We start from the raw sequence: 20,408 nt of genomic DNA, 5'->3' as shown, positions 1-20,408 counted from the left end.
GGGGGTTTTGACATGATATTAATGGTTGTTTTCGGACTTGTGGCAATATTAGGAGTAGCAGCTGTGTTTACCTCATTAAAAAAGAGAAACTTCTTAGGATTCATTTTTGCAGCCGGCAGTGCAGTCGTGTTTGGCTGGTTCACTGTCATGACTGTCATCAACAGCGGTTTTCCTGTTGCCCATTGAAGAAAAAAGCTCGCCATCCGGCGAGCTTTTGTTTTAGGTTATCATGTTTGTTTGAACAATCTTTGTATTTGATGGGTTTTCATATCAATGATTTTCTCAAATTGATATCCATATAAGCAGAAGTTGCCATCAAGCGAACAGCTTAATGGTTCATTTTCCATGTCCTTCATCAATTCTTCTTGTGTGCCTTTTTCCCAATTTAATTTAGTTAAGGTAAACCTTCCCTCATATTGGTCCGCGTCTTTTGATTCATTAGGAATAAACGTTATGAATTCCTTGTTTTTTTCAATGAAATCATAGGATGGAATGACCCAATCCGAAAAGCTTTTCAATAGTGGCACGGAAAAAGAGTGGATCGGCTTGTTTGTTGGATCATAAAATGCATATGTACCCCGATCTTGTTTTTCTGTCTCCACTTGAATCGTCATCAGCGCTTGCTTCATTTTTTTAAAGTGAATGACATCGAGCATAAGGCTGTCTGCCCCATCTCCATGCAGCGCTTTTCTTTCTAGGGGAGCCGTCAAAGCAGGTTCTTCTTTGTCCCAATCCAAAAACATCAAGTCATTTTCACTTGCCCATTGTGCAAAGGGCTGTGGAAAGTCCAGAGTTTCCATAGTTTGTTCATCTGGATTCAATACATAACTGCTGTATGTCCAATCTTCATAAAAGCTCGATACAAACAACTGGCCATCTTTAAATGAATTCCACTCATAAGCTAATTCATAGGCTGGGATTGCCACGGAATACAGTGGATTCCCCGTTTTATCGAGTATTGTGATTGATGCTTTATCCGAAGAGGTAAAGGACGACAACAAAATATGCGTACCAGACGGACTGATCGATACTTCAGAAAACGCAAAAGCCGGCTGATAGAAAACGGAAGTTTCATTCGTTTCCAAATTCCATGACATCAACTGGGATAATTCATTACCATCCCGCTTCACAGAATATAAAATGGTTTTCGAATCCAGCCATCCAAAAATGGCTTCGATTTTTTCCGTTTCTGCGGTCGGGACCTTTAAATTGCTTACTGAAGTTTCCAGGTTAGATTGGGAGTGTTCTTTTTCCGTATCATTTACGGGTTTACTAAGGTCCTTGGAAGGCTCACAAGCCGAGATAAGAAGGATAGTGGAGATAAATAATGGGACGAAACACAACATCTTACAAATGGAAAGCCGCATACAAAGGGCTGCTTTGGATACTTTAATCTCCACACACCTCCCACTTCAAAACTAAAACGCCTGGCATATGTGAGCGAGACATTAGAAAGAGAGTAAGGATTAACCAATCGAATCCTTACCCTCTTTCATTATAAAGTAAAAAAGAGAAAATGTGGCGGATAATGATCTTATATTTTTTTGGAAGTATATTCCTTAGGGGGATGCATCACATATATAGGCCTGCCATCAAAATCTTGACGGAATCTTCATATATACCAGGCAAATGGGATAGCGGAAGTGGATTGATTCCCTTTCCCAGCTCGATTGTGAATCCACCGCGTTTGAATTCCTGAATGAACCAATCTTTATACCCAGCATGGCTGTCAACGTATTTTACGGCCCGATATCCGCTGCGCTCCTCAAACTCCCTCGCAACATTCTCTGCCTGTTCAGGTTCATGTCCCTCATATCCCCAATAGAATTCTTTTCCCTGGGTGTGAAGCGCCAGCACTCTTTCAAAATTACGTCTTATTGCCAGCTCCTTCATGGCCAATGCTTCTGGTTCTGATAACGCGGTTTCTCCTGGGAAATCCCTCGGGGCAGGGGCTTTTGGAATCTTTCTCCGCTTTTCAATCTCCCAGTTAGCAGGATATTGGTTATTCAGGTCCACACCGCGGATATTGGCTTTCCAAGCATAAAAGGCAGGATTACCATTATTTATTTTTAAAACATCAACCTTCCCCTCTGCCGCCTCCTCCCCCTTTAAGACAAGGTCGACTCCATCCGGATTCACCATTGGAACCATCGAAATGGACATATCCCGGTAGTACGGCATACAGTCCATTCCGCAAAGTGTACGATCATTCGTTACTGCCAGCAGAAAATCATTCAGCCATTTCATCAAAACCGCCGTAGTGATCCATTCATTAGCGTGGAATGAACCGTTATAATGTATGATCTTTTCACCTTGACCGATTCTTACCTCAAGGAGTTCTTTTCCCAGCACACTCTTTCCGACCGATTCAACCTTAATAAAGGGGTAATGACAAGATAGAACATCAAGATCGTCAAGAAGTGATTGATATTCGTAGGGCTTGTCGGTGACTATCACGGGATTCATCACCCGGACGGGTACCGAAAAAGGTTTTTGTCCATCTTGATTCAATAATACTATCCCATCGATTGGCAGGTGATATTGTAAAGCGATATCAGCAAAATCTATATCTAACCGGGACTCTTGCTGAACAATGTATCCAGGTATCTGTACTTCGATGCCATTTGGCAAAACACCGCCAGTAATGGCCGGATTGGCATCCTCAATCAATACCCGGGGAATTTTGAACAATTGACTGTAATATGCCAAATCATCCCCGCTTCTGCTCACAATTTTCATTCAGCCTCCGCCCCTTTCATTATTTTATCTTTATGAAGGGAAAAACAGAAAGATGTTCAGGAAGTCTCTTGTTTCATAACTGTAAGGGGTACAGATTTCCCTGAAAAAGTTAAAAAACCTGGATTGCACCAGGTTTCCTTTTTCAAGGCTGCTCATAAAATCGGAGCAAATCCCCATAAATGATTTTGTCGGAGTAATCAAGCTCCTGTTTTGCCTTTTCCAAATACTTCTCGCATGAATCCTTTGCAGTCGCCGCTCCGGTCTTTTTATCATAGCAAGTATCCATCGTATAGAGGTAATCCTTCGTGATGAAACTGCTATCGCGGAGAACGGTGAATTCTAATTTCTCTTCGGAAAATAGATCTTTGCCGAATTCAATATAATCATCATTTTCAATTCCCAATAAATGAAGGAGAGTCGGCCTTACATCAATTTGGCCGGAAACGGTGGAAATCGTTTTCCCCTTCTGCCCGGGGACATGTATGATGAGCGGGACACGCTGAAGCTGGATGGATTCGAAAGGCGTAATTTCCTTCCCAAGGAACTGGCTCATGGCAGATTTGTGATTTTCAGAAATTCCATAATGGTCTCCGTATAGAACAATGACGGAATCCTCATATAATCCATTACGTTTCAAATCGCCGATAAACTGCTCCAAGGCTTCGTCGGTATAACGTACGGTTGGAAAATATTGATTCAATGTTTTGGAATTGGAATTGTAAGGTTCCAATGTCCGGTCTTCTTCTTTTAAAGTGAATGGAAAATGGTTGGTTAACGTTATGAACTTGGCATAAAAAGGCTCAGGCATACTCTTCAAGTGAGAAATTGATTGTTTGAAGAAAGATTTATCATTCAAACCCCAATTGTTGGAATTCCCTTCAGACACTTTGTATTCATCACTATCATAAAACCGTTGGTACCCAAGAGAATCGTACATTATGTCACGATTCCAAAAGCTTTTATTATTGGCATGCAAGGAAGCCGTGTAGTAACCTTTTTCCGTTAAGATTTCAGGTGTGGCTTTGTATTCATTTTGGGCATGAGTGAAAAATACTGCACCTCTACCTAAAGGATAGAGGGAATTCTCAATAATGAATTCTGAATCGGATGTTTTCCCCTGGCCGGTTTGGTGATAAAAGTTATTGAAATAATAGCTATCTGTAATGAATTGGTTCAGAAAAGGAGTGATTTCTTCCCCGTTGACAGTTTTATTGATGACAAAGCTTTGAGTGGATTCCAATGATATTAGAATCACATTTTTGCCTTTTGCCAGTCCATAAAATTCATCATTAACTTCTTTTTGATTGGCACGGACATAATTTTCAATTTCCGACAATTCACTGCCATCAGCAAGTGCACGTTGAGCTGATGATTTCGTCTGTAATATTGCATCATAGAGGTGATAATGGTACGTACCGATATTCTTAACGAGGATTTCGCGGTCAAACGTTCTTGTCAGGAGTTCAGGACGCGCGGCTTCCGCTAAAGCTAAGTTAAAAAATGTCACTCCTAAAGCCATTAACAAAAAGAATTTACGGTCCTGGGGATTGTATCGACTTTGATGGAATGTTTTTGGTTTGTATTTCAGCAGAAGCAACAAGAACAGAATATCGGCAAAATACAATAGATCACTCGGATTGATCAATTCATGTACACTGCTTCCAAGGTCGTTCATATTGCTCGTTTGAAATAGAACGGGAATGGTTAAGAAATCATTGAAAAAACGAAAAAAAACAAGATTGGCAAAGAGGACGAAGGTGATGAAGAAACTCATGATCAGTAAGTATGCTGTCCGTCTATTTTCTTTAAAAAATAGATTCACGCCAAGTGTAAGTAAAAGGAAACTGACTGGATTGATGAATAGTATGAACTCCTGGATCCAGTTATCAATATCTATCTCAAAACTTGTTTTATAGGCGATATATGTTTTAAGCCAAAGTAAAATCAATACGACCCAAAACAATGAATATCCCTGTTTTTTGAAGACCCTTTTCAATCCTGGTCCCTCCTCATCGAAGAAGCGCTGGACCTGCGGTCCAGAGCGCCTCAATAATGGGTCATGGTTTCCCCCTCAAAAGGGGGAACTATCTTTGAAGATTCCATCTTTTGTTCTTATAACCCTGATCAGAGGGCAGTATGGGATCACGTATTCATTTGGCTTTTAATGAGCCAGGCTGCACCTATTACCCCTGCATCATTGCCTAGAGTGGCCAGGCTGATTTTCGTTGATTTACTAACCCTTTTGAATGCATACTTTCCGAAAGCAGAACGAACGGTATCAAGCAAAATGTCTCCCGCTTGTGAAACGCCCCCGCCAATGACGATTTTATCTGGATTCATGACATTCCCAACATGTGATAGTGCCAGCCCCAAGTAATTGCCTACCTTATCCACCACAGCTTTGGATAAGGGATCACCAGCTGCAGCGCATTGGAATAACAATTTGGAAGTAACCGTATTCCCCTCTTCTACTTTCTGCTGAAGCAATGACTTTTCATCAGCGGCATTCAAGGCTTCTAAAGCCATACGGACGATTCCCGTTGCCGAAGCAACCGTTTCCAAACAACCAGTCTTGCCGCAATTGCATGGTGCCCCTCCGTCCGTTACGACCGTTATATGGCCTACTTCCCCAGCAGCTCCACTGGTACCATGGACGATTTGTCCATTATGGATGATTCCGCCTCCTACACCCGTTCCCAGAGTGACACAAACGAGGTCTTTGGCTCCATTACCGGCACCTTTCCACATTTCTCCCAAAGCAGCCATATTGGCATCATTATCGATCACAGCTGGAAGAGCTGTCTCCACCTCCAATAAATCTTTTAAAGGATAGTCCTTCCAGCCAAGATTGACGGCTTCATATATGGAACCGTTAACAAATTTCACAGGACCGGGAGCACCCATTCCTATCCCAACTATCTTACTCTTCGGTTCATTAAGTTCCACGAGCTTCGCATCAATTGCTTTGGCTATGTTTATCGTAATGTATTTTCCCTTTTCGGAGATGTCTGTGCTGATTTCCCATTTATGAATGATCTCGCCGTATAAATTGATTAAAGCCAGTTTGGTAGTTGTACCGCCTAAATCCACACCCATCAGCCACTTTTCCATCATTCTCACCTTTTTTATCAATTTTTTTTCTGTTTTTCCCTTTCAAGAGACAATTGCTGCCTGATTAAAAGAATCGCCATTTGATAATCTTTCGTATCCATCATCTGCATACGGTGGAGTTCCCTTATTTCGGTCTCCATCAGTTCAAGCTCGGCTAAGCGATCGCCAATATAGATAAATGTACCAAATCTTTTCAAGTATTGTTGAAGATCATAATATGTTTTCATAGTAAACCTCTTTACTCTTTTCTTTAGGAAAGTATATCGAATCAGCACCTTTGTAACAAGCGCCCATTTCCTCTTTTGATAATTTCCCCATCCCCCTCATACATGTCCAACTGTATTCATATGATGAAATATCAAGAATGTGGACTCCATTTATTGATTTAACAGCTTATGTTTTTAAACCATTCATCACGCGTAAAACGGAGGGGAAAAATGAAAGTACAATTGAAGTATACCGTCTTTTTGGTTTTAACCACCATTTTTGTCATCCTTTATTTATCAAATCATAAACGGACAGAGGAAACCATCATTTTTTTTCCCATCGATTCCTCGCTCCATTTTGAACATGCTTCAACCCACCTGACACCTAAAGGTACCGGGGATTCCACCTATACCATCACTTGGAGGGTGGATTCTACGTTGGACCAGCCTGCTTACTTACGTCAGGACGTATCACTTTTATACAAAAATGGAAAATTGGCAGGAGCTTTAAAAAATTGGCGCCAAAATAAACAAGAACTCTCTCAAAAAGCGAAATATAAAGAATCCGAGAGTGGGCGTTATGAAGCTGTAACGTTTCATTATGCCGAGGTTCATCCTAGTGACACCATTTTCACCAGTGCCCAGCAGCTCAGTAAAGATAAACTCTATACAGTAACGACACCAGTTTTTCAATTTTTCCACCGCCCCCTTTCAGAAGAACAGATTCAGTGGAAAAAAACGCTGGACGGCTTGACAGATCAAACGGTTCGAAATGGTTTGGAGAAAGCCGGGCAAGCCTTTAAGGTTAATCTTGATCAGTACAAAATCATTTCTTTAACGGATCTGCCTTCAAAGAAAAATCAATGGCTTGCTGCCTTCCCCCAATTCAAACGGGAAGAAATTGTAGGAAAACTATGGGAAGGACTATACAAAAATTATGTGGTGGGAGTAAAAAAGGAGGATGGCTCCACTGTAAGTCCACAAGGTAGCACCATCCCCCTATTGCTTATGGCGAAGAATCAAAGGGAAGTACTTGTCTTGTTTACCCTGAAAGACGGCACCCCCATCATGCTGCGTCAAAAGTTATAGTCGCTTTTCGATTTCTTCCAGTAGTTTAGTGTATGATTTATTATCCGGGGCAAGCTCAATAGCCTTATCAGCTTGCTCTCTAGCTTGATCGAATGATTCGAGATTCATGTAGACCAAGGCAAGATTGTAATGGGCTTCATGCAAATCCGGATTACTTTCAATCGCTTTTTCATAATAACCCTTTGCCTTGTATATGTCCTTTTTATCAAAAGATAAATTTCCGAGCATAAAGAGCGATAGCGGTGCATCAGGATTTGACTCCACATATTTGAATAGCATCTCTTCCGCCTTATCCTCTTCATCATCATCAATATACTTTTGGGCCATCATTGCCATGGTATTATCATCGATAGCTGCACTTTCCTGATGATTGAAACCAAATTGCAGCAGGGAATAGGTCAGTATTACCGTTCCGATCAGAAAAGCCAGCTGCCGAAAGATATTATTGGATTTTGGCAGATGTACCACTCCAGCTGCCAAGAACCCTCCGATCAAACCTCCGATATGCCCTGCATTGTCAATTCCCGAAACGGTGAAACCATATATTAAGTTAATGATGATCAACACGATCACCGATGAGCCCATCGAGCGCATGAATAATTTCGGATAGACGATACCAAAGTACAGAAGTGCCCCAAAACAGCCAAAAATGGCTCCGCTCGCACCTGCGGAAAGGTTCGGGGTCATGATGAAGCTGCCTAGAGTTCCAGCGAAACCAGCGAATATATAGATGAAAAGGAACCTGGCATTGCCGTAAATCCTTTCAACTTCAGCACCAATCAAATACAGCGAAAATGTATTCATCAGTAAATGAATGAACCCAATATGGACGATCATCGGTGTAAAGAATCGCCACCATTCCCCTTGGATGATATAAGGGGAAAATTTAGCGCCAAACTCAATCAAAGTCTTGGAATTGGTGCTGCCCCCATTAAACTCCATCAAAATGAACACTGCTATTTGTACCGCCATGAATATATATGTAAAGAATGGCTTATTGGCATTTTGAAATACCTTCTGTTCGGCCTTAGCCTTTTTGACTGACTCCGAGATGGCGTTCTTCTTTACTGCAAGAACCTTTTCCTCATCTATTTCATTTTCCTCAAGAACTTGAATTGAAAGTGGTTTTTTCAAAACATGTTCAAGGTTTTGCAACGAATCATGAAAGTTTTCACAAGTAAGGAGGAACGTGTTGACATTCGTTTTTTTAAAGGAGGCCACCCGTGAACTAAAGTCATGATCATCGACCGGGGCGAATTTACTAACATAGATACTTAATATGTTTATTGGCTTTTTGTATAATTTCCTTCTGATTCTTTCCCCATTCTGCAATGTTCGCTCGGTATCGCGTTTCAGCCAATTAGCCCAATCCAAATCATGCCGGATGAGTCTTATGACTGGAAACTCCTTGTTCTTATCGCTCTCAAGCCAAATCTCCTGATGGTTTTCCGTGACTGTGATCATTCGATAATCATAATGGGCAGACAACTCCCTTATGGTTTCCCAAAAAAAATAATCCTCTCTAAATCCCAATGCCTTCCCCACTTTCCAATAAAACTTAAGCTTCTAAAATTCCTGTTCTTTAATTAAAACTATAGACGAAATCATGTAAAAAGTAAAAAAGGAGACTGTTTTCCCGCTCCTAAAAAATAAAAAAGGAACCCCTGGTCAGGTTCCCTTTTCAAGATGCCGGCATCCTCATTTGGTTTGAGTGAACATGCTTTGCATCATTTTATCCCTGAACATTGGCATATCCAAGGATTTAGTCACTAGAAATCTTCTCAGTATGCCGTTGGACAACGCAACATTTATCAGGCGGTACCGGTTTTTGTAACCTGCATAAACAGCTAAACCAACCAAGAAGATTTGAATAATTAATCGAAGCATAACAATCCCTCCTATCAATAGTGTGATACAGGATAGGATTTTTATGAGCTAAAAGTGATAATTAATGAACTTCTTCTTAATGGGCGTACGTGCGTATAACCCTGGATGGGGTAATGAGTTTGCCCACCGCTAGATCATGTACCTCTATCGGGAGTTCATCCATTAATTGAAGCTCGTATGTAAGGGCCAATGTATCACCTCGGTAATTAGATAGGAATCGGTCATAATAGCCCCCTCCAAAGCCTAGGCGATACCCCTCCTTGGTAAAAGCAAGGCCGGGTACGATCAATGCGTCCAATTCCTCTTTGCTGGCCTTTGCTGTTTCAGCCACTGGTTCCAGCAATCCGTAATAAACAGACTCGAGCTGATTGAAGGACGAAATTTTTTTGAATTCCATTGTCTTTTTTTCGGGGTCACATTTTGGTACAGCCACTGATTTTCCTTCGCTCCATGCTTGTTCGATGATCCGTACCGTTGGGACTTCAGGCGGAATGGAGATGGTGATGCCAATGGAATCAGCATTTTTCCATTCTTTCAATGCAAATAAGTTTTCAGCGATTCTGTTGGATAGTTCTTCATGTTCCTCTTTAGTCAGCTCCATTAAACGGGACCTAACTTCTTGACGGAGCTTATTCTTGTTTTCTCTCATCTCTTCCGACTCCTTTATTCTACTTCTATCATTATCTCATAATCTTTATCCATTTACGAAAATACGGTGTCGGAAATAGCCGAATCATTGGTGCATTCTGGTGAAAATATACACTAAAGGAAAGAGAGAAAAGAAGGACTCAAAAAATGCATAAAAAAAACAACAGGAAAAATCCTGTTGCTTACTTTGTTTCACGGTGAGTCGTGCTGCGTTTTTCCCTTGAGCAGTATTTTTTAAGCTCAAGACGGTCTGGATTGTTACGTTTATTTTTTTTAGAAATATAGTTACGGTCTCCACATTCAGTGCAAGCTAATGTAATATTCACGCGCATTGTGTATTTCCCTCCAAACATATTGACATTTTCACATAGGACTTTTCTATAATATCATTATTCAATGCGAATTGCTAGTATGTTTTTCGGGAAATCCAACATAACTTTTTCGTATTCTCAATTGTTTACGTTTTGCATCGTCAGGAGGAGTTGATTATTTATAACTTTCGCTTCTTCTTTCGTTTCGGCATGAATGACCCAAGCCACAGCTTCCACACATTCTTTCGGTAAGATTTCCGTTTCTAGCGTAAACACACTGGTAACTTCCCCTTTGGCGAGCGGTGAATAAGCCAGGAGACCTTCTTTCAAAGATTTGAAGCATCCTTCTTGATAAAGGCTTCCCTTACCTTGGATGCAATATTGAGAGATGCTTTTTCCTTTCACCAATCCACCCAATAAGGCAATCGATTGAGGGGCTACATGTAAAATCGCCCGTTCATTCGGGCTGTAAAAAGCCACCGCCTGCCTTTCGAAAGCGTTTTCATAGTGAAAAAACACTTTTGGGCGCTTCGTCTCGAATGAGGTATTCCTGATCGTGAACTTCGAAAAGGTCACCTGCCCTTGGGTATACGTCTGTGAAAGTGTCCGGATCTCCCCATTAGGATGACTCATCATATCTTCCTCAGGATACCAATCAAAACTCTCATCCATCCATAATCCAGCCTTTAATCCCTTACGAAATAATTCCTGGTTATCCTGTGGCATATACGCGAATAGCGAATTCATATAATCATCCCTTCCCCATCTTTATCTTTATATTACTTATCGTTAGGCGCTGACAGTGAAACGATCCACTTTAAATTCTGCACACCATTTTCTTATAGGTTCATCGATTTTTAACAATTCAAAATATTTCATTTTTTCGATTTATTCTATCTTTATGTTAGCACTGAATTGGCTGATGGACAATAAACACATTTTGTCGAATTTTATGTATGTTATCTCTCAAAGGTTTTTTTCCCATTTTCATGCCTAATTTTTTTTCATCAACGACGGCCACATCGCTTTTCGACAATATTTGAAAAAAAACAGACAATAAATGAAGTTTACTGCCTACTTCCAAAATATAAAAATATGAAAATCCCCAATTTTTTTCGAATATGTGTAAAATATAAGTATATTGTCGAAAATTAACTTCTGAGGTGAAAACATGGAAACACTTATCGTCCTTCTTTTTTCATTAGCGATCGTCCTTCTCATCATTTCCTTTTTCGGTAAAGATAAAGTTGCAAAATTAGAAGAAGATATAGAACAGATGACACTAACGTATATACAGGATATCTACCAATTAAAGAAGAAGGTGAAGATTCTTGAAGAGGAATTCGTTATCCAGGACGACCCTGTTCCCTCTGTAAAGGATCAAATAACTGTCACTTCCAATGATATCGAATCCATACATGAGATTCTAAAAAGCCAGGTTCTATCTTTATATAATCAAGGTCTCACTTTGGACCAGATCGCTAGACAATCATCGTTAACGAAGGAACAAACCCTTTCAGTGATCGAGCAGCAAAGATTGCGGGGTGAATGACAATGAACAAAGCAAGACTGCAAGGTCTTTCCGCCGGCATCATTTTTACAACAACAATCTTTGCTGCCTTTTATTATGGCACCGGAAAATTCGAAGGCACCACTCCCACTGCGGAGGAAGCTAAGGAATTGCTCGTAAAGGAGGGGTTCGTCATTACACTTCCTACCGAGGAAGCTAAAAAGACCGTCCAACCAAAGGATCCGGATAAGGTTTTAATGGAGAAGGAAGCAGAAGAGGCACCTTCCATCGTTACCTATACAATTAAAGTGAAAACGAATATGACCACAGCCGAGATTGCCGATCGCCTTTCCAAGGAAAAAATCATCGAAGATGCTGCTGAATTTGAAGCTTACATGAATGACCGTGATTTCTCGAAAAGAGTACAAATCGGCGAGTTTGTTGTTACGAATAATATGACATATAGACAATTGGCCAATACTTTGACACATTAATGAATAAGAGAGACTTTTAAATGGACTATGTCCGAGAAAAAGCCTCTCTTTTACAAATTAGGATAGGTTCATTCATTCCTGCTGATATATCTCCCTCTTACAAGGAAATAAATATTCTCTGCGATATTCGTTGTATGGTCCGCTGTCCTTTCCAAATATCGAGCAATTAGGGAAAGCTGCGTAACCTGCTGAAGGTTTTTTTCATCTGAAAGGCGAAGGAGACTTCGAATCATTTCTCCATAAAAGCGATCAACCTCATCATCCATTTCAATGATTTCTCTTGAAAGAACAACATCTTCCTTCTCAAATGCTTCTATTGAAAGTCGAATCATTTTTAATGTAATATCATGCATCTGCTTTAATGGTGTTAAAGGCAGAATAAATGGCTGGTCACCGATTCGGATCGCCGATTTGGCGATATTCACACCAAAGTCTGCCATCCTTTCAATATCCGAGGCGATTTTTATGGCAGCAATGATACGCCTTAAATCAATCGCAACCGGCTGTTGCTTAGCAATCAGTAAAATCGCAAAGTCATTTATTTCCTCTTCCAGTAAATCAGCTATTGTATCATCATCAATAACTTCAAGAGCCTCATCTACATTATTGCTTTCCAGTGCGGCATATGATTTTGATATGGCACCTGAAGCTAAATTAGCCAACTTCACGATTTTCTCTTGCAGCTCTTTCAATTGAAGCTCGAAATTTTCACGAACGATCATTATCGCATCTCCTTTTCTCTTAACCGAAACGCCCGGTAATGTAATCTTCTGTTCTTTTATCATTCGGATTAGAGAAGATGGTATTTGTATCAGAATATTCGATGACTTCCCCATTTAAGAAGAAGGCTGTTCTATCAGAGATACGTGCTGCCTGCTGCATGTTATGGGTAACGATGATGATGCTGAAATCCTTTTTCAGTTCCTGGACCAATTCTTCTATTTTCAACGTGGATATCGGATCAAGGGCAGAAGTAGGTTCATCCATTAGAATGACATCTGGTTCGATAGCCAAACATCTGGCAATGCAAAGACGCTGTTGCTGTCCACCTGAAAGTCCATATGCATTTTCATGCAGACGGTCTTTCACTTCATTCCAAATCGCTGCCCCTTTTAAACTCTTTTCGACAATCTCATCAAGAATTTTTTTATTTTTAATTCCATGGATCTTTGGTCCATATACAACATTTTCATAAATGGATTTAGGAAAGGGATTAGGCTTTTGGAAGACCATCCCCACCTGTGTCCTTAAATCTTCCACCTTATAGGACTGATCAAGGATATTCCTGTTCCTATATTTAATCTGTCCTGTCGTTTTCACATCCGGGACTAGTTCTATCATTCGGTTCAATGTTTTAATGTAGGTGGATTTCCCACATCCTGAAGGCCCAATGATGGCCGTCACTTCATTTTGGTGCATATCCAGATTAATATTTTTCAAAGCATGGTTTTCTCCATACCATAAATTAAGATTGGATGTTTCATACACCTTTTCCGTCAAGGCAGCCGATCCGACATTATCGATTTCGATAGCCGGTGACTCTTTTTCTCTCGTTAAGGTCATATTCATGCTTCCTTCCTCCTATCAGTATCTTTTCTGGAATTTATTTCGAATTATAACGGCTATTGAATTCATGAATATTAACAGGATGAGTAAAACGATGATTCCCGCGGCAGCAACCTGCTGGAATTCCTCCTGCGGACGAGATGTCCAATTATAGATTTGCATTGGCAGCACTGTAAATGTATCCATGACCGTTTGAGGTAAAAAGGCGATGAACATTGGTATGCCAACCACCACCAATGGCGCCGTTTCACCGATTGCCCGTGACAAAGCAAGTATTCCTCCAGTTAAAATGCCAGGTATCGCAGCAGGAAGGACCACTTTCAAAATGGTTTGCCACTTTGTTGCACCCATTCCAAACGAAGCTTCCCTTAAATCACGAGGTACGGCACGTATGGCCTCCTGGGCAGCAACTATGATGACCGGGAGAACGAGTAGGCTCATGGTCAGGCCCGCAGCCAATATGGATCGGTCCAAGGCAAGAGCACGAACGAAAACCGTTAAGCCCAGTAGTCCAAATACTATTGACGGGACACCTGCCAGATTGGAAATATTCACTTTGATAAAAGTGGTGATCCAATTCTTCCTCGCATATTCCTCTAAATAAATGGCCGTTCCAACACCGAGCAGCAGGGAAACCGGGGCCACCACTACCATCAGCCATATTGAACCGATCAGCGCTGCCTTTATACCAGCCTCTTCAGGTTTCCTGGAAGCGAAATTCAGAAGGAAATCCCCATTCAGACTACCAATTCCTTGAGTGAATATCCGATAAAATAAGATGGCCAATACGAGGAGGCCAACCAATGTTGCCAAGAAGAATAATCCTTTACAAATCGTGTTAACAGCAAGCCTAGCAGGCATTTTTTTTGCAACATGGCTTTTGTTTATCAGTTTCATGACTTAATATTCCTCCCTGAACTTGCGAGAGATGAACTGCGCCAGTAAATTCATGATAAGCGTAAAGACGAACAGTGTCATTCCAACCGCATATATGCTGTAGTAAATCGTTGTTCCATACCCTGCATCCCCAGAACTGACTTGAACGATATAAGCGGTCATCGTTTGAATCGATGAAGTGACATCCATGCTCATATTTGGGGTTGAGCCACCGGCAACACTCACAATCATGGTTTCCCCGATCGCTCTGGATAAAGCAAGAACGATGGATGCCACAATTCCAGAAATGGCTGCTGGCAATACCACTTTAATTGTCGTTTCAAGTTTCGTTGCTCCTAAAGCATACGCACCTTCGCGGATCGACTTCGGTACTGATACTAGGGCATCTTCCGACAAAGAAGCTATCATCGGCATGATCATGATACCTACGACGATTCCAGGACTCAGGGCATTGAACATGTCAAGGGAAGGAAATAAATCCCGCAAAACCGGTGTTACAAAAGTTAAGGCAAAAAAGCCATAAACGATAGTAGGAATCCCAGCTAAAACTTCTAAAATCGGCTTGATGATTCTCCGTGTTTTCTCTGATGCATATTCACTCAAGAAAATGGCTGTTGCAAGTCCTACCGGAACTGCAACCACCGCTGCTATGACTGTTATCTTCAACGTTCCAACAATAAGGGGCATAATCCCATAGGAAGGTGCAGATGCAAATGGCAGCCACTTAGCTTCCGTAAAAAATTCGACGATGGATACTCTGTCAAAAAAGATGAATGTTTCAAATATAAGTGTCAGGATGATCCCGATTGTAGTAAAAACGGAAATTGCCGCCGTAAGGAACAAAAGCTTAGGAATGACTTTTTCCATATTGATTTTTTTCTTACTTTTCTTTTCCAGAATCATTTGCTGTACAGAATAGGTTTCTGTTTTTCTAAGTTCCAACTTGCATCCTCCATTTCAGACACGCAATATTTGGATTTACAAGCTGTTACCCCCGCCTTAATCGAGTCAAGGCGGGATTTCAATAGCCTGTAATATCGTTTATTTTTCCAATTCTTTTAATTTTTCAAGATCTTTCTGGTACTCTTCTTCCGGCAGGCTGATATAACCCACTTCTTCTGCAAGCTCTCCTGCATTTTCAATGACGAATTGAGTATAATCTGCAACTTGTTCTTTTTCAGCTACCGACTTATTAGCTACATATGTGTAAAGTGGACGTGACAATGGTGCATATTCCCCACTTTTAATCGTTTCATGCGTCGGCTCTACAGCACCTTTGCCGTTGTCGATGGAAATGATCTTTAACTTATCTTTATTTTCAGAGTAGTAGGCATAACCGAAGAATCCAATCGCATTTTTATCACCTTCTACACCTTGTACAAGAACGTTATCGTCTTCTGAAAGCGTAGCATTTTCCACCATTGGTTTTTCTTCAAGGATCACTTCATTGAAATAATCATATGTGCCTGAATCTGTTCCCGGAGAGTAGAATTTAATTTCTTCGTTCGGCCATTCAGGACGTATATCAGACCATTTCTTCACCTTTCCATTATCAATCCACAGTTTTTGAAGTTCTTCAACCGTTAGTGAATCGATGAAATCATTATCTTTATTGGCGACGATTGAAATACCGTCAAATGCCAGTTTCAATTCTGTATATTCAACACCCTTTTCATCAAGTAAGGCACTTTCTTCTTCTTTCACCGGGCGGGATGCATTGGCTAGGTCCGTATCATCAGCGATGAATTTCTTGAATCCCCCACCTGTTCCTGATGATCCCACTGAAACCTTCACATCAGGCTGTGTAGCCATGTATTCTTCCGCAACTGCCTCCATGATCGGAAAGACCGTTGAAGAACCATCCGTAATCACTTCTCCCTTGAGTTGATCTGAAGCCGCTTCATTTCCTTTACCGCTGTTTGAAGTATCATTAGATCCACATCCAGCTGCCACTGCGATTACTCCACCCATTACTGCGGTCATAGCCATAAATTTGAAACGTCTCATTTGTAAATCCCCCTAAGAATTTTATATGAATATTTTGTCCTACTCCCACATCATACTTTCAGACTGTAAATTCCGTTTAAAGCATTTGTAAATATTCAGTAAATAATTGTGTGCTTATTGTAAAGATGAAAGAACTGTGCTGATGCGTTCTTAAAATGCAAAAAAACACGTTTCCGGTTTTACCCAAAAACGTGTTTTTAACCTTTTATTATTCATTTTCCTGGCTTTTTCTAACTTCAGCCTGGTCCTTTTGAACGTCTTTACCATTCTCCACCTTCAAATCGGTCGAGGTTCCAGTATTTTCTTTCTTAGCCCGTTCTTTTTTCAGTTCGAAATAGGTATCCATGATTTCTTCACCTATCTCTTTACTCATGCTGTGGCCTGAATGTCCTTGGTATGCCCATGGCACAACGACCGCAAAAGCGACCTCAGGATTTTTAGCTGGGGCATAGCCAACAAGCGTGATGTTCATCGTTTCTTGGGGCTCGCTATAATCCATCCGGTTCGGGCCGTCATAGAATGCTTCCGCCGTCCCGGTTTTAGCTGCCACTGTATATGGTTTATTTCCAAAATACTTATAAGCCGTTCCGCCTTGTTCCATCGCAACTTTATCGAAACCGCTTTGAACACGTTCAATCCACTCGTCCTTCATATCAAGACGATTAAGAACAGTCGGTGAAACGTCTTCGGCAACAGGTCCCAATTGCTCATTATTATCAACTGGATCGCGGATTTCCTTAACCATATGCGGCTTCATGCGGTTACCGCCATTCGCAATGGTTGAAACATATTGCGCGAGCTGCATTGGTGTGTACGTATCATACTGGCCGATAGCAAGGTCAAGCAGCTTACCTGGAGATGTTTCGGAGCCTTTGAACCCGCTCATTTCATTCGGAAGATCTATACCCGTGCGGACTCCCAAGCCAAACTGGGCAAATGAATTCCGCATGGTCGAAAAGGCGCTAGAACTAATATTCAATGGCTCATTCGGCACATAATGCGCACCTGCAATATTAATGGCCGTCCTGAACATATACACGTTCGAAGAAACTTTCAATGCGGTCAAATCATTTATGTTCCCGAAGTTGCTATATGAACCTTTGGGTTTTGTTCCCTTGATCTTAAGCTTTGTATCATAAAAGTACGTACCCGGCTGAATCGCACCTTGCTGATAACCGGTTAAAACGGTAGCACCTTTGACCGCAGAGCCCATCGTATAGGAAGTCGTAATATTTCCTAATGCGAAGTCCTCAATCGAGGATTTCCCCGTTTTTGGGTCCTTCTCATATTTCTTGCCAGCCATCGTCAACACTTCCCCTGTATCGGGATCCATCATGACGACAAAGGCCCTGTCCAAGAATTTAGTGTTACCCATTTTTTTCTTGGCAATCAATTGCTTTTCAATGATTTCCTCTGTTGCAAGCTGTAAATCCATATCAACTGTCAATATAAGATCTTTTCCTCGCGAACCTTCGGTAACCACTTCGGAATCGACGACATTTCCTGATTTATCGGTCACATTCCTTACTTTCGCTTTCTGCCCTTGGAGGATATCTTCATATTGCATTTCAATATAACTCTTACCTACACGGTCATTCCGGCTGTAATCACGTGCAAGGTAGTAGTTCAGGCTTTCACTAGGCAACCCTTCTTCTGATGAGGAAACTTTACCCAATACAGATTTAAGCGTTTTATTATACGTATAAAAACGATCCCAATCTGTTGATACATCGACGCCTGGGAGCGAATCAAGGTTTTCACTCACCTTGGCGAATTCTTCTTTTGTTACTTTCTTGTTTTTCACAATTTGCGGGGTAAGGGCATATCCGCTTGCAAATTCCCTGTAGATGGCAAGGACTTCCAGATCCTTTTCCGAAAGCTTTGTTTCTTCATCAGTAATCCGATCAAGCTGAAGCTTGTACAAATCACTTTCTTCCATCTCGCCCTCTTCCACTTTTTTCCGTTCTTTATCGGTAATCTTTTTCTCGGCCAGCTTTGGATTCTTTAAAATCCAAAAATCCTTTTTATCGCGCTCAGTCACTTTGTCTGTTTCCTTTTCGATCAAATTCGCGAGTTTCTCAGCCGTTTCCACCATTTCTGTTTGTTTCGTACCTTGCTTTCGTGTATATGTAATTGCATCCAGTGGTTGGTTATCGACCATAAGTTTTAAATTACGGTCATACATTTTCCCACGGGGCACCGAATTATTCACGGTCACTTCCTCTGTTCTTTCAATCTCACGCCGGTAATCATCACCATAAACAATCTGTACAACACCCAAGCGTAAAATTAAAGCGGAAAACAAAACAAACACTAAAAAGAAAAGAATATTCAATCTGAAAGGCACATGCGTCTTTTTCTTTTTCTTTTTATTCACACTAAGCCACACATCCTTTTTACATAGTCATAATAGGTCCTATACCATTCTATAGAACATTTATATTTTTTTCTACCTTAGTGTTCTAGAAATATTAAACATCTAACGAACTTTACATAAAAAGTGACTAACGGCTCATAAATCCTACAACCGTAAGTCATGTATATTGAAAAGAGGCCTCTAAGGCCTCTTTTCAATCTTGGTCAATGATATCGATTTTCCGTACAAACCAATATATCACGGTATGCCCTGCCCCGACGATCAACAGATAAATCGGCAGTAATTGCTTTAGGTCGAATAACATGACGGAAAGTATGAATCCTGATATGGATACAATCCTTCCAATATGAACGAACAATTCCCGGACAACGATATATTCAATCCTCATTTCCGCTGCTTTCCAAGCCCTGCCTATAATATCATAGGTCAGTGATATATAAGGGACCAAAAGAATAGGATAAGCGGTTGCGACAATTGCCCCATAAATGAGAAGCTTCCCGAATGTGATGTCAAATGCAATCAATAAGACCCCTGCATACAATAGGATTCCTCCAATAAGTATCGCCTTTTTGCGCATCGGCTGTTTTATATATCGTGAAGCAAAAAAATACGCAACGAATGATATGGCCGAATTTAACAGACCATAGCTCCCTAAGGCAAGTTCACTATCCGTCTGAATGAAAACGGTAATCGAAATGATGAACATGAATGTGCCCTCTCGAATCCCTTGAAAAAAGTGAGCACGAGTGATCAAGAGCCAATTCCGATTATTTTTCCGTTCCTGCAATATCCTAAAGAAGCAGTACCTGCCATGAGCCGGACGTCTTTTTAACGAAAAGCTAAGAAAAACCGCAATGGAAAACAATAGCAAAGACAGCCCGAATACAATGGAATATCCCGTGAATTTCTCAAGCCTCGAAATGATGAACCCTGAAAGAATCGGGCCGACCATTCCCCCGATGGATGATAAAATCCCTAAAAATCCATTGAAGAAATCCCTGGTTTCCGGTTCAGTTATTTCAAAAGTCAAGACATTATAGGCAAGCCAATAAAACCCATAACCGATCCCTAACAGCCCACCAAGCAACCAAAGGAAATCCGTTGCCCGTGTGCCGACCAATAGGACCGATAAATAAAACAGGGCCAAAAAGATAACACCCAGACGCAAAACAATGATTCGGTCAACCTTTTTCGCGAGCCTGCCGGCAAAGACAAAAGTAAGCGGTTGAAAAAGCACTACGGTTAGATTATATACGGCAATATCAACAATTTGACCGGATTGTTTCCACAAGTACACATTAACGAATGTATTGGATAAAGCAATACTTAGGCTGTACAGCCCGCCAATAAACAAAAGGAGGTGCAAATCCTTCTTCCCGCCCGCTTCACCCAACCATCTCTCTAAAATACCCATTGTTTTAACTCTCCTTTAAATTCCACTCTAGTGTTTGAAAAAACAAAAGAATTTATGTAAAAAAAGGTAAAGAAAACTCTTCGATTGGCGAAGACAGAGAAGTAGTTGCACTTATACTGTTTTCCTTAAAAGCTCTCTCAAATAAAATCAAG

General features: G+C 40.9%; 21 protein-coding genes. 4 read left to right on the top strand and 17 right to left on the bottom strand.

Going from position 1 to position 20,408, the window contains the following annotated elements:
* The first annotated feature begins 12 nt into the window (after positions 1-12).
* Positions 13-186 (top strand): DUF2759 domain-containing protein, encoded by a 174-nt coding sequence (locus tag J7I96_RS22355; RefSeq protein WP_034308396.1) that lies wholly within the window; start codon positions 13-15, stop codon positions 184-186.
* Positions 187-227: 41 nt separating this feature from the next.
* Here J7I96_RS22355 and J7I96_RS22350 read toward each other — a convergent pair whose 3' ends face one another.
* From J7I96_RS22350 to J7I96_RS22330, 5 genes are all read right to left on the bottom strand, one after another.
* Positions 228-1,400, bottom strand: coding sequence for a YqgU-like beta propeller domain-containing protein (locus J7I96_RS22350; RefSeq protein WP_214773955.1), 1,173 nt, complete (start codon positions 1,398-1,400; stop codon positions 228-230).
* 172 nt (positions 1,401-1,572) lie between these two features.
* Positions 1,573-2,739 carry a M14 family metallopeptidase gene (locus J7I96_RS22345; protein WP_214773956.1) on the bottom strand — a complete coding sequence of 389 codons (1,167 nt, stop codon included), beginning with the start codon at positions 2,737-2,739 and terminating at the stop codon, positions 1,573-1,575.
* A gap of 142 nt (positions 2,740-2,881) precedes the next feature.
* A complete protein-coding gene (locus J7I96_RS22340) occupies positions 2,882-4,735 on the bottom strand; it encodes an LTA synthase family protein (protein WP_214923399.1) in 1,854 nt (617 codons plus the stop codon).
* Between the two features lie 146 nt (positions 4,736-4,881).
* A complete protein-coding gene (locus J7I96_RS22335; protein WP_063575677.1) occupies positions 4,882-5,853 on the bottom strand; it encodes an ROK family glucokinase in 972 nt (323 codons plus the stop codon).
* Between the two features lie 14 nt (positions 5,854-5,867).
* On the bottom strand, positions 5,868-6,077 hold the full coding sequence (locus tag J7I96_RS22330; protein ID WP_214773958.1) for a YqgQ family protein: 210 nt from the start codon (positions 6,075-6,077) through the stop codon (positions 5,868-5,870).
* Between the two features lie 210 nt (positions 6,078-6,287).
* Between J7I96_RS22330 and J7I96_RS22325 the strand changes: the two genes are divergently transcribed.
* Positions 6,288-7,145: a hypothetical protein gene (locus J7I96_RS22325; protein ID WP_214773959.1), complete on the top strand. Its 858-nt coding sequence runs from the start codon at positions 6,288-6,290 to the stop codon at positions 7,143-7,145.
* On the opposite strand, the gene J7I96_RS22320 is transcribed toward J7I96_RS22325, so the two are convergent.
* The 5 genes from J7I96_RS22320 to J7I96_RS22300 form a co-directional block, all read right to left on the bottom strand.
* The gene (locus J7I96_RS22320) at positions 7,140-8,678 is read right to left on the bottom strand and encodes a rhomboid family intramembrane serine protease (RefSeq protein WP_214773960.1); all 1,539 of its coding nucleotides are present in this window, start codon (positions 8,676-8,678) and stop codon (positions 7,140-7,142) included. The genes J7I96_RS22325 and J7I96_RS22320 overlap by 6 nt on opposite strands.
* A 165-nt stretch (positions 8,679-8,843) precedes the next feature.
* Positions 8,844-9,032, bottom strand: a complete 189-nt coding sequence (locus J7I96_RS22315; RefSeq protein WP_034308414.1) for a hypothetical protein — start codon at positions 9,030-9,032, stop codon at positions 8,844-8,846.
* 76 nt (positions 9,033-9,108) lie between these two features.
* The gene (locus J7I96_RS22310) at positions 9,109-9,681 is read right to left on the bottom strand and encodes a 5-formyltetrahydrofolate cyclo-ligase (RefSeq protein WP_214773961.1); all 573 of its coding nucleotides are present in this window, start codon (positions 9,679-9,681) and stop codon (positions 9,109-9,111) included.
* 181 nt (positions 9,682-9,862) lie between these two features.
* A complete protein-coding gene (gene rpmG, locus J7I96_RS22305) occupies positions 9,863-10,012 on the bottom strand; it encodes a 50S ribosomal protein L33 (protein ID WP_028391797.1) in 150 nt (49 codons plus the stop codon).
* A gap of 117 nt (positions 10,013-10,129) precedes the next feature.
* The gene (locus tag J7I96_RS22300; RefSeq protein WP_034308418.1) at positions 10,130-10,738 is read right to left on the bottom strand and encodes a hypothetical protein; all 609 of its coding nucleotides are present in this window, start codon (positions 10,736-10,738) and stop codon (positions 10,130-10,132) included.
* A gap of 424 nt (positions 10,739-11,162) precedes the next feature.
* On the opposite strand from J7I96_RS22300, the gene J7I96_RS22295 reads away from it, so the two are divergent.
* Positions 11,163-11,543 (top strand): hypothetical protein, encoded by a 381-nt coding sequence (locus J7I96_RS22295; RefSeq protein WP_214773962.1) that lies wholly within the window; start codon positions 11,163-11,165, stop codon positions 11,541-11,543.
* Between the two features lie 2 nt (positions 11,544-11,545).
* Entirely contained in the window at positions 11,546-11,995 is a 450-nt protein-coding gene (locus J7I96_RS22290; protein WP_214773963.1) for an endolytic transglycosylase MltG, read from the top strand.
* Positions 11,996-12,063: 68 nt separating this feature from the next.
* Here J7I96_RS22290 and phoU read toward each other — a convergent pair whose 3' ends face one another.
* From phoU to J7I96_RS22255, 7 genes are all read right to left on the bottom strand, one after another.
* Positions 12,064-12,717: a phosphate signaling complex protein PhoU gene (gene phoU / locus J7I96_RS22285; protein WP_048682139.1), complete on the bottom strand. Its 654-nt coding sequence runs from the start codon at positions 12,715-12,717 to the stop codon at positions 12,064-12,066.
* Positions 12,718-12,736: 19 nt separating this feature from the next.
* A complete protein-coding gene (gene pstB / locus J7I96_RS22280; protein WP_214773966.1) occupies positions 12,737-13,558 on the bottom strand; it encodes a phosphate ABC transporter ATP-binding protein PstB in 822 nt (273 codons plus the stop codon).
* 21 nt (positions 13,559-13,579) lie between these two features.
* Positions 13,580-14,458, bottom strand: coding sequence for a phosphate ABC transporter permease PstA (pstA, locus tag J7I96_RS22275; RefSeq protein WP_214773964.1), 879 nt, complete (start codon positions 14,456-14,458; stop codon positions 13,580-13,582).
* A gap of 3 nt (positions 14,459-14,461) precedes the next feature.
* Positions 14,462-15,361 carry a phosphate ABC transporter permease subunit PstC gene (gene pstC, locus J7I96_RS22270; RefSeq protein ID WP_214773967.1) on the bottom strand — a complete coding sequence of 300 codons (900 nt, stop codon included), beginning with the start codon at positions 15,359-15,361 and terminating at the stop codon, positions 14,462-14,464.
* A 138-nt stretch (positions 15,362-15,499) separates the two neighbouring features.
* A complete protein-coding gene (locus J7I96_RS22265) occupies positions 15,500-16,465 on the bottom strand; it encodes a PstS family phosphate ABC transporter substrate-binding protein (RefSeq protein ID WP_215048114.1) in 966 nt (321 codons plus the stop codon).
* 208 nt (positions 16,466-16,673) lie between these two features.
* The gene (locus tag J7I96_RS22260) at positions 16,674-18,842 is read right to left on the bottom strand and encodes a peptidoglycan D,D-transpeptidase FtsI family protein (protein ID WP_214773965.1); all 2,169 of its coding nucleotides are present in this window, start codon (positions 18,840-18,842) and stop codon (positions 16,674-16,676) included.
* Between the two features lie 193 nt (positions 18,843-19,035).
* Positions 19,036-20,256, bottom strand: coding sequence for an MFS transporter (locus J7I96_RS22255; protein ID WP_034308434.1), 1,221 nt, complete (start codon positions 20,254-20,256; stop codon positions 19,036-19,038).
* Positions 20,257-20,408 lie beyond the last annotated feature (152 nt).

The sequence above is a fragment of the Bacillus sp. ISL-78 genome (assembly GCF_018613455.1).
GTDB lineage: Bacteria > Bacillota > Bacilli > Bacillales > DSM-1321 > Peribacillus > Peribacillus frigoritolerans.
Note: the sequence above shows the minus strand (reverse complement) of the source record. Positions and strands in the feature narration are given on the sequence as shown.

Bases quoted from the DNA above. Each gene is read 5' to 3' on its own strand.
- J7I96_RS22330 (WP_214773958.1), bottom strand. From the start codon at position 6,077: ATGAAAACATATTATGATCTTCAACAATACTTGAAAAGATTTGGTACA.
- pstC (WP_214773967.1), bottom strand. From the start codon at position 15,361: ATGATTCTGGAAAAGAAAAGTAAGAAAAAAATCAATATGGAAAAAGTC.
- J7I96_RS22255 (WP_034308434.1), bottom strand. From the start codon at position 20,256: ATGGGTATTTTAGAGAGATGGTTGGGTGAAGCGGGCGGGAAGAAGGAT.
- J7I96_RS22310 (WP_214773961.1), bottom strand. From the start codon at position 9,681: ATGAGAGAAAACAAGAATAAGCTCCGTCAAGAAGTTAGGTCCCGTTTA.
- J7I96_RS22355 (WP_034308396.1), top strand. From the start codon at position 13: ATGATATTAATGGTTGTTTTCGGACTTGTGGCAATATTAGGAGTAGCA.
- J7I96_RS22345 (WP_214773956.1), bottom strand. From the start codon at position 2,739: ATGAAAATTGTGAGCAGAAGCGGGGATGATTTGGCATATTACAGTCAA.
- J7I96_RS22325 (WP_214773959.1), top strand. From the start codon at position 6,288: ATGAAAGTACAATTGAAGTATACCGTCTTTTTGGTTTTAACCACCATT.
- phoU (WP_048682139.1), bottom strand. From the start codon at position 12,717: ATGATCGTTCGTGAAAATTTCGAGCTTCAATTGAAAGAGCTGCAAGAG.
- J7I96_RS22290 (WP_214773963.1), top strand. From the start codon at position 11,546: ATGAACAAAGCAAGACTGCAAGGTCTTTCCGCCGGCATCATTTTTACA.
- pstA (WP_214773964.1), bottom strand. From the start codon at position 14,458: ATGAAACTGATAAACAAAAGCCATGTTGCAAAAAAAATGCCTGCTAGG.
- J7I96_RS22265 (WP_215048114.1), bottom strand. From the start codon at position 16,465: ATGAGACGTTTCAAATTTATGGCTATGACCGCAGTAATGGGTGGAGTA.
- J7I96_RS22295 (WP_214773962.1), top strand. From the start codon at position 11,163: ATGGAAACACTTATCGTCCTTCTTTTTTCATTAGCGATCGTCCTTCTC.
- J7I96_RS22300 (WP_034308418.1), bottom strand. From the start codon at position 10,738: ATGAATTCGCTATTCGCGTATATGCCACAGGATAACCAGGAATTATTT.
- J7I96_RS22335 (WP_063575677.1), bottom strand. From the start codon at position 5,853: ATGATGGAAAAGTGGCTGATGGGTGTGGATTTAGGCGGTACAACTACC.
- rpmG (WP_028391797.1), bottom strand. From the start codon at position 10,012: ATGCGCGTGAATATTACATTAGCTTGCACTGAATGTGGAGACCGTAAC.
- pstB (WP_214773966.1), bottom strand. From the start codon at position 13,558: ATGACCTTAACGAGAGAAAAAGAGTCACCGGCTATCGAAATCGATAAT.
- J7I96_RS22315 (WP_034308414.1), bottom strand. From the start codon at position 9,032: ATGCTTCGATTAATTATTCAAATCTTCTTGGTTGGTTTAGCTGTTTAT.